Annotated in this window: 12 protein-coding genes; 6 read left to right on the forward strand and 6 right to left on the reverse strand. The window is 70.9% G+C overall.

From position 1 onward, the window contains the following. Both mobB and glp read right to left on the reverse strand, forming a co-directional pair. The coding region (mobB, locus tag D7X99_RS28145; RefSeq protein ID WP_121780486.1) for a molybdopterin-guanine dinucleotide biosynthesis protein B at positions 1 to 1,182 on the reverse strand (1,182 nt) is incomplete at its 3' end. Beyond that, entirely contained in the window at positions 1,179 to 2,432 is a 1,254-nt protein-coding gene (gene glp, locus D7X99_RS28150; protein WP_121780487.1) for a gephyrin-like molybdotransferase Glp, read from the reverse strand. The genes mobB and glp, both read right to left, overlap by 4 nt. Before the next feature lie 156 nt (positions 2,433 to 2,588). Here glp and D7X99_RS28155 point away from each other — a divergent pair, with 156 nt between their 5' ends. Then, positions 2,589 to 3,194 (forward strand): molybdenum cofactor guanylyltransferase, encoded by a 606-nt coding sequence (locus D7X99_RS28155; protein ID WP_121780488.1) that lies wholly within the window; start codon positions 2,589 to 2,591, stop codon positions 3,192 to 3,194. On the opposite strand, the gene nrfD is transcribed toward D7X99_RS28155, so the two are convergent. From nrfD to fdh, 3 genes are read right to left on the reverse strand one after another with little or no spacing between them, the layout of a single operon-like run. Beyond that, entirely contained in the window at positions 3,195 to 4,400 is a 1,206-nt protein-coding gene (gene nrfD / locus D7X99_RS28160) for an NrfD/PsrC family molybdoenzyme membrane anchor subunit (RefSeq protein ID WP_121780489.1), read from the reverse strand. It abuts the gene before it with no gap. Beyond that, entirely contained in the window at positions 4,397 to 5,197 is an 801-nt protein-coding gene (locus D7X99_RS28165) for a 4Fe-4S dicluster domain-containing protein (protein WP_171805353.1), read from the reverse strand. Before D7X99_RS28165 ends, nrfD begins: the two co-directional genes overlap by 4 nt. Positions 5,198 to 5,201: 4 nt before the next feature. Continuing rightward, positions 5,202 to 8,447 carry a formate dehydrogenase gene (fdh, locus tag D7X99_RS28170; protein ID WP_199756371.1) on the reverse strand — a complete coding sequence of 1,082 codons (3,246 nt, stop codon included), beginning with the start codon at positions 8,445 to 8,447 and terminating at the stop codon, positions 5,202 to 5,204. A gap of 322 nt (positions 8,448 to 8,769) precedes the next feature. Between fdh and D7X99_RS28180 the strand changes: the two genes are divergently transcribed. Further along, positions 8,770 to 9,162, forward strand: coding sequence for a response regulator (locus D7X99_RS28180; protein ID WP_158627085.1), 393 nt, complete (start codon positions 8,770 to 8,772; stop codon positions 9,160 to 9,162). Positions 9,163 to 9,284: 122 nt separating this feature from the next. Next, a complete protein-coding gene (locus D7X99_RS28185; protein ID WP_120576907.1) occupies positions 9,285 to 9,896 on the forward strand; it encodes a DUF2378 family protein in 612 nt (203 codons plus the stop codon). 16 nt (positions 9,897 to 9,912) lie between these two features. Here the strand turns inward: D7X99_RS28185 and D7X99_RS28190 are convergent, their stop codons facing one another. Next, entirely contained in the window at positions 9,913 to 10,437 is a 525-nt protein-coding gene (locus tag D7X99_RS28190; protein ID WP_121780492.1) for a DUF1440 domain-containing protein, read from the reverse strand. 213 nt (positions 10,438 to 10,650) lie between these two features. On the opposite strand from D7X99_RS28190, the gene D7X99_RS28195 reads away from it, so the two are divergent. The 3 genes from D7X99_RS28195 to D7X99_RS28205 all read left to right on the forward strand — a co-directional run bounded on the left by D7X99_RS28195 (position 10,651) and on the right by D7X99_RS28205 (position 13,527). Next, positions 10,651 to 11,649, forward strand: a complete 999-nt coding sequence (locus D7X99_RS28195; RefSeq protein ID WP_121780493.1) for an SDR family NAD(P)-dependent oxidoreductase — start codon at positions 10,651 to 10,653, stop codon at positions 11,647 to 11,649. A gap of 200 nt (positions 11,650 to 11,849) precedes the next feature. Then, positions 11,850 to 12,449 carry an outer membrane beta-barrel protein gene (locus D7X99_RS28200; RefSeq protein WP_121753582.1) on the forward strand — a complete coding sequence of 200 codons (600 nt, stop codon included), beginning with the start codon at positions 11,850 to 11,852 and terminating at the stop codon, positions 12,447 to 12,449. Positions 12,450 to 12,567: 118 nt separating this feature from the next. After that, complete coding sequence (locus D7X99_RS28205; protein WP_121780494.1) at positions 12,568 to 13,527, forward strand: protein kinase; 960 nt, start codon at positions 12,568 to 12,570, stop codon at positions 13,525 to 13,527. The last annotated feature ends 17 nt before the right edge of the window (positions 13,528 to 13,544 follow it).

Genomic DNA, 13,544 nt, shown 5'->3' on the forward strand with positions numbered 1-13,544 from the left:
GGGCAACCGGAGCGGGGCGCGCACGGCGCCGGCCAGGACCAGGGCGCCCACCACCTTGTCCACGGCGTTGTGGCGGCCCACATCCTCATAGGAGGCGAGCAGCTCGCCATGGGCATCCAGCGCGGCGGCGGCGTGCACTCCACCGGTGTGTTCAAACGTGTGTTGGATGTCGCGCAGGCGTTCGGTGGCGCGGGCCACGGTGTGGGCGGAGAGGACGGGGCCTGGGGCGACGGGGGCGCACGTGGCCATCAGGTCGTCCACGTCGCGGCGGCCGCACACGCCGCAGGCGGAGGTGGTGAGGGTGCCGCGGCGGGTGGCCTCCACGCGCTCCAGGTCGAGCACGGCACCGGCGGCGGGGACGACCTCCAGCACGTTGCCGTACCCTTCCTCGCCGGGGTGGCCGCAGTGGAACAGGCTGCCCAGGTCGTCGCGGTCGTTGAGGATGCCTTCGGCGAAGAGAAAACCCACCGCCAGCTCGCGATCATGCCCGGGGGTCCGCATGGTGGTGGCGACGGGGTCGCCATTCACGCGGATCTCCAGGGGCTCCTCCACGGCCACGCGGTCATCCTCGGCCGCACGGAGCGTGTCTCCGTCGAAGCGGCGCACGGCGCGGTGGGTGACGCCGCGCGGTTCAGGGAGAGGAGGCTTCGCATTGGCGTTCGATGCGCGAACGTCCGGCCGCGCGGCGACCTGGCCCAGCCACCGGGTGAGGAAGTCCGCGACGGCGTGAGCGGTGGCCGGCACGCGCGGGCGCGAGGCCACGGCGGGAGGAAGCGCGGGCGCGTCCGTCACCAGGGCGAGCACGTCGGGGCGCGAGGCCGCGAGCGGTGCTTCCAGGCCCTCGCGCCACACCTCCAGCTTCGGGAGCGGGCCGTCCTTCCAGCCCTCCACGAGCACCAGGTCCACGCGGTCCGCGTCGCGCGCGAGGAGCGAGGGGGACAGGGGCTGCCGGGTGGTGAGCTGCGTGCCGTCCGGCGTGGCGAAGCCGGTGAGCGCGGCGCCCGCGGCGTCCAGGCGCGCGGTGTCGCTGCCCGGGCGGTGGAGCGGGTGTGCATCCGAGGAGTGCTTCACGTACGCGACGCGCAGGCCGCGCGAGGCCAGCTCCGGCAGCAGGCGCTCCAGGAGCGTCGTCTTGCCGGCGCTGGAGTGGCCGATGACGGCGAGCGCGGGAGGCGGCTTCACGCGGCCTCCACGGCGTGGAAGACCGGTGCGTCGAAGAGCTGCACGTCCACGGCTTCGCCCTCGGCGAAGTCGGCGCGGCCGGCGGGGAGCACGGCCCAGCCCCGGGCGGCCACGTTCTGCAGAATCTGTCCGGCGCCCTGGGGACGCAGGCGGGCCCACGGTTCGACGCTGTCCTCGCGCGCTTCGAGCGCCGCGACGGTGACGAGGTAGGTGAGGCCGGCCTGCTTGTGGCGGGGCTCGGAGAGGCGGGCGCGGGTGACGCGGCGCTGTTCGATGACGCCCTGGTGCTTGAAGAGGAGGGGCCGCGCGAACTGGTCGAACGCGACGGTGGCGGCGCCGGGGTTGCCGGGCAGCACGACGACGGCGGTGGAGCCCAGGCGGGCCACGGCCACGGGCTTGCCGGGCTTGAGCGCGACGCCGTCCACGAGGAAGCGCGCGCCCATGCGGGTGAGGACGCGCTTCACGCAGTCCTTGTCGCCCACTGACGCGCCGCCGGTGGTGATGAGCACGTCGACCTGGGGCGCGAGCTTCTCCAGCTGGGCGTGCAGCTCCGCCTCGTCGTCGCGCGAGCGGGCCAGGTGCGTGACGTCCGCGCCGGCCTCGCGGGCGAGGGCGGCCACGAGGAGGCGGTTGCTCTCGAAGACCTGGTGGGGTTGCGCGGGCTGGCCGGGGGAAACGAGCTCGTCGCCGGTGGCGATGACAGCGACGCGCGGCGCGGGGCGCACGAGCGCGGTGGCTTCGCCCAGCGACGCGAGCACGCCGAGCACGGTGGCGTCCACGCGCTGGCCGGCGGGGAACAGCGGCGTGCCGGGCATCACCTCTTCGCCGGCGCGGCGCAGGTCATGGCCGGGGGCGACGGAGACGAAGAGGTCCACATGGGTGCCGTCGTCGGTTGGGCGCGCGGCCTCCTGGCGGACGACGGCGTCCGCGCCAGGGGAGAGGGGGGCGCCGGTGAAGACGCGCGCGGCCTCGCCGGGCTGGAGGGCGCGGCGCGGGAGGTGGCCGGCGTAGACGGTGTCGACGATGCGCAGGCGCGCGGGGCGGTCGCGGTTGGCGCCCCGGGTCTCCTCGGCGCGCACGGCCCACCCGTCCATGGCGGAGTTGTCGCAGCCGGGCAGCGCGCGTGACGCGACGACGCCCGCGGCGAGGAACCGGCCATGGGCTTCCATCAAGGGAAGGCGAGCGGGGGCCGCGGGCACGATGGCATCGAGCGCGGCCAGTCGCGCGGCGGGGAGGGGAGTCAGCGGCATGCGTCCAGGAGGGGGAGCAGGACTCTACGACGGGGTGCGCGTGCCTTGTCCACACGGGGCATGGGAGCGGCGGTTGCTCCCTCCCTCTGGGGGTTGGCGAAATCCCGGGTGTGAAGCGTTCTCGCGGAGGATGAGAGGTGTGTAGGGTCGGCGGACATGGACGGATCCGCGACCTTTCCCGACGTGACGCTGGCCATCCTGGCAGGGGGGCAGGGGACCCGGCTGGGGGGCGTGGCCAAGGGGCTGCTGAGCGTGGAGGGGCTCACAACCTTGGAACGGCTGCGGGCGTTCGGGTCGCATTTCGAGGACGTGTTGCTGGTGGCGAATGTTCCGGCGCCGTACGAGCGCTTCGGGCTCCGCACGGTGGCGGACGCGGTGAAGGGCAAGGGAGCGCCGGGAGGGGTCCATGCGGCCCTGGGCGCGGCCCGCACGCCGTGGGTGTTCGCGGTGGCGTGTGACATGCCGTTCGTGACGGAGGCCGCGGCGCGGGTGGTGCTGGACGCGCGAGGCGAGGATGTGGACGCGGTGTGCATCGAGCGGGACGGACGGTGGGAGCCGTTGTTCGCGGCGTATCGTACGGAGCGGGTGTCACACTGGGGTGAAGCCTTGGTGGAGGATCCGTCTCTGCGGCAGCTGCTGATGCGGTTCCGTACGCGGACCTTGCCGGTGGACGCACTGCGCGCGGTGGATCCGGAGCTGCGTGCGCTGGCGAACGTGAACACGCCGGAGGATTTGGTTCGGTATGGGGTGACGTTGCCCTGATTACCGCTCCGACTGGGGCGCCATGAATCGTGCGTAGGGCATGCCCGCCCGTGGCGCCGAGCCCTGGCCCAGCACGGGCAACGGGAAGCTCAGGGGTTTTCCGTCCGATGCTTCCGTGTTCCCCTCCACCTGTGCCGCACCCAGTCCCTGTCGCTGTCCCTGGAACGTGGCCTGAGGATTCCTCGCGGAGGCCCTGCCCGCCTGGATGACGGCATAACGCGCGGCCACCGCTCCCACCGTGGACAGCACGTCCGCCGTCACCTGCTTCCACCGTGCGCGCCCAGGCAGCACGTCCATCACCAATCCCGCCAGTGAGCACGTCCGAGACAGCGTCCACAGCGCTCCCGAGACACCCGTGCGCAGGGGCTTCCCCACCTCCACCACCTGCCGCGCCTCCAGCTCCACCGCTTCGCGCGTGAACACCTCCGCCACCTTGCCCGCGACCCGGAAGCGGCGCAGCACTCGCTCCTCTGCGTTCGTGTGTGGGAATAGGGACAACAAACTCCCAGCGCTCGCGGTCGCGGAGGCCATGAAGAACAGCGGCAGTGTGCGCCCTACCTGCTGCCACAGGGGCACCGCCGTGTTGCTCACCAGCACCGCCGTGTACCCGGCGAGCGGCAACCCCAGCACCGCGCCCACCAGTCCCGCCGTGCGTCCCATGACTCCAAGAGCCCCGGGCATCCGCCGCAGCACGAACGCCGCCGTGTTCACCGCGCCCGAACCGGCCAGCACCCACGAACCCACGCTCATAGGGGACGTGGGCCGGAACACGCGCAGCATGTTCAGGAATCGCGATGGCCGGCCCAGGTCGTGGATCAACAGGCCCGCGCTCACGATGTCCCCCGCCGTGGCCACCGCGTGACAGCGCCCCGCCAGCCGCTCCAGCCTCCGTCCCCCCAGGTACTCCAGCGTCACCCCGAGCACGCTCGCCGCGCCCGCCACCCCGCCCACGTAGAAGTACGCCGGGACCGTCCAGATCCACAGCGGCTCCTTCAACACCGGCATGCCGTAGTAGCTCGGCGCCTCCGCGTTGTCCGGCCCCGACCGCGACGGCACCGTGGACAGCACTCCGGCTCCGTGCCGAGCAGGCTCCGGATCCTTCACCCGCTGCTGGGCGCCCTCGCCCTCCAGGATGCCCGCGCGCGTGTCGATGTTCCGCCCGTCCGCCTTGCGCTGGAGCCGATCCAACAGCGTGTCGTCGCTCATCCGCGCCCCTCCCGACCGAACGCCACCGCGCCCACCGCCACCGCCACCATGCCCACCGCGCCCATCGCCACCGAGGCCCATGAGCGCAGCGCCTTCTTCGTCGGCACCACCGGATCGGGCGGCAGGTTGTAGACCTCAGGCTTGTCCAACAGCAGGAAGAACGCGTTGAGCCCACCCGTGCCCGGTTGGTTCTCCGCGTCCTTCCCGTACAGGTACGCGTCCGTCACGCCCCGCTGATGCAGGTCGCGCACCCGCGACTCCGCGCGCGCGCGCAACTCGTCCAAATCACCGTACTGGATGGACGCAGTGGGACACGCCTTCGCGCACGCGGGCGTCTGGTCGTCACCGATTCGGTCGTAACAGAGGGTGCACTTCCACGCGCGCCCGTCGTCCTCGCGCCGGTCAATCACTCCGAACGGACACGCCGACACGCAGTAGCCGCAGCCGTTGCACACGTCCGGCTGCACGTAGACCGTGTCGAACTCCGTGCGCACGATGGCGCCCGTGGGACATGCCTCCAGGCACCCCGCGCGCTGGCAGTGCTTGCACACGTCCGACATCATCAGCCACGAGAAGTCCCCCGCGCCCGACGTCTGCCCCTGCAACGGCACCGGCCGCTCCACGAACGCCACGTGCCGCCAGGTCGACGCGCCCAGGTGCGCCGTCTGGTCGTAGGACATCCCCGTGAAGTGGAAGCCGTCGTCCGGAAGCTGGTTCCACTGCTTGCACGCGACCTCGCACGCCTTGCAGCCGATGCAGAGCGTCGTGTCCGTGAAGAACCCCTTGCGGCTCCCCATGCGCCTATCCCTTCCCCTCGGGTTCCTGCGTCTCCGAATGGTCCGTGTCCCCAGGCGGCGTCACGTCGCGAGGCACCTCCGGCACCGTCAGCGGAGGCGGCGCCGCTCCCGCCGCGGCCCTCTCCCCCGAGCGCATCCGCCCCGCCCGCAGGTCCGCCGTGAACACCTTCGACTCCTGGATGTCCACGTTCTGATCCGCGACGAACGCCGTCAGCTCGTTGGCCCCTTCACCGCGCACGCGCCCCGTGACGCCCCAATGGTACGGCAGGCCAATCTGGTGCACCTGCAGCCCCTTCACCTTCAGCGGACGGATGCGCTCCGTGACGAGCGCCCGGCACTCCAGGTCCCCTCGCGCCGTGGCGATGGTGCACCAGTCCCCATTCTTCAGCCCCTTCTCGCGCGCCAGTTCCGGGGAGATCTCGCAGAACATCTCCGGCTGCAATTCGCTCAGCCAGGACAGCCAGCGCGACATGCCGCCCGCGGTGTGGTGCTCGGTCAGCCGGTACGTCGTGACCAGATACGGATAGCGCGGGTCGCCCCAGGCCCGGTGATAGGGATTGTCCTTGCGCTTCCACTCCTCGCGCGTGGGGCTGCACTGCTGCGCGTAGAGCGGGTTGGGCACCACCGACTCCATCGGCTCGTAGTGCGTGGGCAGCGGCCCGTCCATCATCCCGCTGGGCGCGAAGAGCCAGCCCTTGCCGTCCGCCTGCAAGAGGAACGGATCATTGCCGGCGATGGTCGCCAGCCCCGTCGCGCCCTCGGGCGGCCGGTACTCCGGCGGCCGGTCCGCGATGAAGTCCGGCACGTCCTCGCCGGTCCACTTCTTCTCGCCCGCGTCCCACCACACGTAGCGCTTGCGCTCGCTCCAGGGCTTGCCGTTCGCGTCCGCTGACGCGCGGTTGTAGAGGATGCGCCGGTTGGACGGCCACGCCCATCCCCACTCGGGCGCCACCCACGTCTGCTCCTGCCCCGGCTTGCGCCGCGCCGTCTGGTTGACGCCGTCCTTGAAGCAACCCGAGTAGATCCAACAGCCGCACGCCGTGGAGCCGTCGTCCTTCAGCGCCGTGAAGCCATCCACCAGCTTCCCGTCCGCCACCGTGTAGCCGTTGATCTCCTTCAGCACCGCCTCCGCGGAGGGCTCCGCGTGCGGCCCGTGCGTGGGATAGTCCCACGTCAAATCCAGCAGCGGCGCGTCCTTCGGATCCGTGGAGCCCGCGTAGCGCTCACGCAGCTTGCGCCCCAGGTGGTAGGCGAAGTGCAGCTCGCTGCGCGTGTCCCCCGCCGGCTCCACCGCCTTGTGATGCCATTGCAGCAGCCGCTGCGTGTTGGTGAAGGTGCCGTCCTTCTCCGTGTGCGCGGCGGCTGGGAAGAAGAACACCTCCGTCTGGATGTCCTCCGGCCGCACCTGCCCGGACTGGATCTCCGGCGCCGTGCGCCAGAACTCCGCGGTCTCGATGAGCGTGAAGTCGCGCACCACCAGCCAGTCCAGCTTGCGCAGCCCCTTGCGCTGGAGCGCCCCGTTCATGCTGCCCACGGCGGGGTTCTCCCCCATGACGAAGTAGCCCTGGAGCTTCCCGTCCGCCATGTCCGCCACGGTCTGCATGTGCGAGTGGTTGCCCGTCAGCCGGGGCAGGTGGTTGAACAGGTAGTCGTTGCCCTGTGTTGCCCGGTCCCCGAACCACGCCTTGAGCAGGGACACCGCGTACTTGGGGAACTCCGTCCACCAGCCGCTGCCGGACTTGTTCTTGCGGATGTAGTGCTCCAGCGAGTCCGTGCCGCTCGCGCGCGGCATGGGCAGGTAGCCGGGCAGCAGGTTGTAGAGCGTGGGGATGTCCGTGGAGCCCTGGATGGACGCGTGCCCTCGCAGGGCGAGGATGCCTCCGCCGGGCCGGCCGATGTTGCCCAGCAGCAACTGGAGGATGGCCGCCGTGCGGATGTACTGCACGCCCACCGTGTGCTGCGTCCAGCCCACCGCGTAGCAGAACGCGCTGGTGCGCTCCGGGTTGGAGTTGTCACACAGCGTCCGCGCGACCTGGAGGAACAGCGCCTCGTCCACGCCGCACACCTGGGACACCACCTTCGGCGTGTAGCGCGCGAAGTGGCGCTTCAAGAGCTGGAACACGCATCGGGGATGCTGGAGCGTCTCGTCCCGGTGCTCGTCGCGGAGGTCCACGCGGTGGTCATGCCCGCCCGCGCCCGCGCCCGGCTCGTCCGTCAGCTCCTTGTGGCCCGCCGCCGGCACCACTCCGGACACGCCCTGGTACTGCCAGGTGTGGATGTCATAGCGGTTGTCCTTCGGCTGGTAGCCGCTGAAGAGCCCCTCCAGGTCCTCCGTGTCCAGGAAGCCCTCGCGGATGAGCGTGGCCGCGTTGGTGTACTGCACCACGTAGTCGCGGAAGTACCGCTCGTGCTCCAGCACGTAGTGGATGAGCCCGCCCAGGAACGCGATGTCCGAGCCCACTCGGATGGGCGCGTAGATATCCGCCACCGCGCTGGTGCGCGTGTAGCGCGGGTCCACGTGGATGACCTTCGCGCCCCGGGCCTTCGCCTCCATCACCCACTGGAAGCCCACCGGATGGCACTCGGCCATGTTGGACCCCTGGATGAGGATGCAGTCCGAGTGCTGCAGGTCCTGCTGGAACGTCGTGGCTCCGCCGCGGCCGAACGTGATGCCCAGACCGGGCACCGTGGACGCGTGTCATATTCGTGCCTGGTTCTCCACCTGCACGACGCCCAGCGCGCTGAAGAGCTTCTTGAGGAGGTAGTTCTCCTCGTTGTCCAGCGTCGCCCCGCCCAGGTGAGCCAACCCCAGCGTCCGGTTCACCCGCTGGCCCTTCGCGTCCGTCACCTCGAACGTCGCGTCGCGCGTGCGCTTCACGCGCTCGGCCACCTTCTCCATCGCCTCTTCCAGCGGGATGGGCTCCCACTCCGTGCCGCCGGGGCGGCGGTAGAGGACCTGCTGCACGCGTTGCGTTCCCGTGACCAACTGGAAGGTGGCGGCCCCTTTGGGACACAGCCTTCCGCGTGAGATGGGGGAATGCGGGTCACCCTCGATGTCGAGGATGCGCCCGTCGCGCACGTGCACCTCCTGCCCGCAGCCCACCGCGCAGTACGGACAGATGGACTTCACGACCGCATCAGCGGACTTCGTGCGCGGCGTCAGCGAGCGGCTTCGCGCCGACATCGCCGTGTCGCCCAGGGCCCGGCTGTCTCCTCGGGCGAACTGCCGCGGCACGGGCCAACCCTTCATCAGGTCGCGGAACTTCAAGGCCGCCCCTCCTACGGATGCGCACGTGGAATCTGGTGCACAAGATGGGGACGCGCGGCGGTGCGGACCAGTGCCGCCGGTCCCTGGCTCGCGTCCAGCAGTGAACGCGAGAGCAGGCGAGCAGGCACGGAAATGCGCGGCGCGCGAAATCAGACCGGGGGGGCTGAATCGTTACTACTCCACGGTGCCAACGCCTCTTCCTGCTCCACCCTCCCCTGGGGCCCCGCGGGCCTTCAGGCGGAGCAGGAAGACCCACAGCCACGTGATGGCCGGAGACGTGGCGGAGAGCGAGTGGAGAACCTGCATGACGGACAGTGCCCCTCTCATCCTGTTGATCGAGGACGAGGAAGACCTTCGGGACGCGGTCGCGACGCTGTTGGAGATGGAGGGCTATCGCGTCGCGCAGTGCATCCACGGCGAGGATGCCTGGAGCTGGCTTGCGTCCCATCCCCGTCCGGACCTGGTGCTGCTGGACCTGATGATGCCGGTGATGAACGGACAGGCCTTCCTCGCGAGGCTGTCCCAGGAGCGCATGCTGGAAGGCGTGCCCATCATCGTGCTGTCCGGCAGCCCCTTTCATCCCCCGGGCGCGGTGGACTACCTGCGCAAACCGGTGGCGGTGGCGGACCTGATGGAAGTGGTGCGCCGCTTCCTGCCGTCATCCGGGGAAGGCCCGGAAGGACCTCCCACGTCGTGAAACATGTGTCGCATGGCGCGGCGCGTGCGCATCGAGGACTCGCGATGGAGCGAGACCTGTGGAATCCTCGCGCCCCGTCAGGTCCCCGCCTGGTCCATTCCCCCTCACTCAAAGGACGACAGATGCCGGATGGCACGCTGAACCTACCCGAGGACGTCGCCCGAGACCTGGAAGCCCGTCTGGCCGCGACGGAGCCGGAGGAGACGAGCCGGGGCCTGTTCTTCCTGGGCGTGTTGGACGCGGTGCGCTTTCTGGGCGGAGCGGACGCGGTGAAGCGCTGTCTGGATCAGGTTGGGGAGACCGCGGACTTCATCCCCATGCAGACCTATCCGTTCCCGCGCTTCCTGCGGTTGTCCTACGTGGCGGCGGAGCAGCTGTCGCCGCTCGTTGGCGGCCATGATGCGGCGCAGCGGCAGATTGGCACGCAGGCGATGCTGGACTTCCTCAACTCCATGTTCGCGCGCGACTTCGTGCAACAGGCGGGTGGGGACCCGAAGCGGCTCCTGGAGTTGATGCACTCCGGTTACCGCACGGCGCTGAACTTCGGCGAGCGCTCCGTGGAGTGGACGGGCCCTACGTCGGGCCGGGTCATCATGAAGCGCTCGCTGATGCCGGTGCCCTACAACGAGGGCATCCTCCAGTCCGCGCTGGAGGTGACGGGCGTGCATGACGTGCAGGTGCGCGGGCATGCCCAGTCGCTGGTGGACGCGTACTACGACGTCTCCTGGTCGTGAGCCGCACGGGCCGCGCTCAGGCCAGGGCGCGGCGCACGAGGCGGTAGGTGCCCTCCGCCGTGGTGCCGTAGACGATGTGGGCGGCGAGCGCGCTCAGGTGCGACTTCGCCGGGACCTTCTGGGGCGGCGGAGCGAGGCGCAGGAGCGGCACCGCCAGCTCGTCACCGATGAGGAACAGGCCCAGGCCGAAGCCCACGCCGAACAGCTTCCCCGTCAGCGGCACGCGCTCATGCAGCGCACCGTGCACGGCGCCCCAGAGCGTGCCGTAGCTCCAGTGCACCACGTTGCCGGCTCTCTTCTTCCGCTCCCCCTCCAGCTTCACGCCCGCGCCTTCCGCCGCCTTGCGCGCGGCGACCTCCGTGGCGGGCTCCTGCTGGGAGTCGTCCCGCTCCTTCGACTCGCCCAGCCTGGCGATGAGCGCCTGCGCCTGGTTCATGGCGAAGGTGCCCAGCGCGCCGCCCGCGGCGCCCATGAGGATGTCCTGGAGGAGCGAGCGCTTCTCGGGGCGTGCGAAGGGACGGAGTCGGCTCCAGCGGATCATGGTCGGGCCCTTTCGGTGCGGTGGCTGCAAGCGTGCTCATAGGGTGGGGCGTCTTGTTGACGGGTGCACACCCGGGGATGGGGAGGCGGGGCGCGCCCTGTTCCCGGTCCGGAGAGCGGCCGTGCGAGCGGGCACCGCGCGGAGGATTCCGGGGGCTTGCCTCGTGCGAAGCCCGGCCAGAAGGCCCACCTCAGGGCGAGGGGGCGAAAGCGCATGGCGCGTCACGAGGACTTGAGAGGACAGGTGGCCATCGTCACGGGCGCGTCGAGCGGCGTGGGCTGGCAGTCCGCGCTGCGGTTGGCGGAGGCCGGCGTGCGGCTGTGCGTCACCGCTCGGCGCCAGTCGGCCCTGGAGCAACTGCGCGTGGAGGTGCTCCAGCGCGGCGGCGAGTGCCTGGTGAGTGACGGCGACGTCACGGTGGCCGAGGACGTGGAGCGCGTGGTGCGCGAGTGCGTGGAGCACTACGGCCGCGTGGACCTCCTGGTGAACGCGGCGGCGGTGCAGTCCTACGGCTACTTCGACCAACTGCCCTGGGAGCACATCACGCGCGTGTTCGACGTGAATTGCTTCGGCTACTTCCGCTTCGCGCGCGCGGTGCTGCCGCACTTCCGCAAGCAGGGCCACGGCCACCTGCTCAACGTGCAGTCCATGCTGGCGGCGGGGTCCGCGCCGCTGTTGTCCGCGTATTCGTCCGCGAAGCACGCGACGCTGGGGTGGGCGCGGGCGCTGGAGATGGAGCTGGCGGGCACGGGCATCCACGTCTCCAACGTGCTGGTGCCGTCCGTGTCCACGCCCATGTTCGACCACGCGCCCACGATGCTGGGGTGGAAGCCCGTGCCGGTGCCGCCCACGTACGACGTGGACCTGGTGGCCCGCGCGGTGGTGCGGCTGGCGAAGCGGCCGGGCCGCACGTCGGTGCCGGCGTTCCTCCAGGGGCGGTTGATGCTGTGGCTCAACGGCCTGGCGCCGTCCGTGGGCAAGGCCGTGCTGTCCCGCTTCGGGGTGCGGATGCAGACGACGGACATGCCGCTGGACAGGCCCGAGGGCAACCTCTTCACCCCCGTGGTGGAGGGCGTGGGGCCTCGTGGCAGCGTGCCGCCCACGCCCGCGTGGGTTCGCTTCACCGCGACGCTGGGCCTGGCCGCGCTCACGGGCGGCGTGGTGGGCGGCGCGGTGCTGGGCGCGCGCGGATTGATGCGCGCGGCACGCTGAAGCGGGGCGCCATCAGACGTCCCCCTCTCCGAGGGGGCCGCGATCAGGATTTTTCCGTTCGCTGCGCTGATGGTGGGGTGTCAACGAAGTGTTGGGTGGGTCAGAAAACATCCTCGCGTTGCGGCGCCCTTTGGCTAGAAGGGGCCCCGCATGCGCTCCGGGAAGGGTCGGCCGGGGCGCCAACGAGGGGAGAAACATCGATGCGTGGAAGCAACAAGTGGACGGGCCTGGCGCTGGTGGCGGGCCTCGCGGTGTCGGCGCAGGCGGTGGCGGCCGAGGAGCCGAACCTGAACGCGAACCCGGGCCGGTCGTCGTCGTTCGGCCAGGCGGGCCAGATGGTCATCAGCCAGGAGCTCAACGGCTTCATTGGCTACAACACGGCCTCGGAAATCTTCACCGTCCGGCTGGAGCCGTCCGCGGACTACTTCCTCCAGCAGAACCTGTCGGTGGGCGCGTCCGCGCTGGTGGCCTTCGGCTTCGGTGACTACACCGTCGTGGGCCTGGGCGTGCTGGGCCGCGTGGGCTACCACCTGCCGCTCGCCGAGCGCGTGTCGCTCTGGCCCAAGGTGGGCTTCGGCATCCAGTTCGGCCACGTCCCGGACAACAGCGACGTGTCCTTCGTGCTGGACTTCAACGCGCCTGTCCTGTTCCACCTCACGCCGAACTTCTTCATCGGCGCGGGTCCGCAGGTGCGCGCCCTCATCAGCAACAAGGGCTTCTCCGTGGGCGCCGAGCAGGGCAACTTCTCCGGCAATGACGTGACCCTGGGCATCACCACCACGGTCGGCGGCTACTTCTAGTCTCAGGCCTTCCCCGGCACTCTGGGCTTCGAGCCCGGGTGTCGGGGAATGCAGGACCCGTGACGTAGGACGCGGTGCGTTGACGTCACGGGTTGGATGTGTTGGGTTGGAGGTTGCCATGTCCGTGCTTCCGTTCGCATCGAGGCTGCCCGCGTTCGCCCCCCTGCATCCGCTGGGGAGGGGCCCGTTGGGCGAGTGGGTGTCCCTGGTGTGGCCGCTGGAGCAGGACGCGGTGGATGCGCGTCCGCTGGTGGTGAAGACGTTCCTCCTGGCGTCGGGGTTGGCGCCGGAGACGCGGCGTCCGCTGGAGGATGCGCTGACGCGTGCGGTGCCGCTGCGGCATCCGGGCATCGCGAGGCTCCACGGCTTCCAGGTGGACGTGCGCGACACGCTGACGGTGGTGTCGGACTACGTCCCGGGCTGTTCGCTGGCCACGGCGCGCCGGCGGGTGCTGGGGCGGTGCGGGCGGCCGTCGGAAGCGTTCGTGTGTCACGTGGGCGCGGAGGTGGCGGGAGCGCTGCATGCCGCGCATGACGCGCGCGTGGTGCACGGGGATGTGCATGCGCACCGCATCCGCGTGGGGCCTCGGGGCGAGGTGACGCTGACGGACTTCGGGTTGCGGCCCGCGCGTCCGCTGCTGCGCCGGTTCATGTCGCCGTCCCGGCCGGACGTGGTGGAGCTGCCCGTGCGCGAGGACGCGGTGGGCTCGTCGGTGGAGACGCGAGAGGATTTGCGCGCGCTGGGGCGGGTGTTGTTGGCGCTGGTCTCCGGGAACACGGTGGTTCCGGAGGACGCGGCCGGGGTGGACGCGGCGCTGGGTGGGGTGTCGCCCGCGCTGCGGGACGTGCTGCGCGGGGTGCTGCTGGATGCGCGCGGGGCGGACTCCGCCGCGGGGCTCCAGGCGGCGCTGCGCGACTGCATGGGGCACGGCGTGGAGTGCCACGGGCGGGACGCGATGGTGCGCGAGCTGGCGGCGCTGCCGGGCTCGGGGCCGCTGTCGCAGGTGGACGTGTACGTGGGCGCGGCGTCGGTGATGGCGGCCTCCGCGTCCGTGCGCGGGCGCACGTTGCCGTCCTGATGCGCGGGGCCTCGGGC

It is taken from the genome of Corallococcus sp. AB032C (assembly GCF_003668935.1).
In the GTDB taxonomy this organism is placed as follows: domain Bacteria; phylum Myxococcota; class Myxococcia; order Myxococcales; family Myxococcaceae; genus Corallococcus; species Corallococcus exiguus.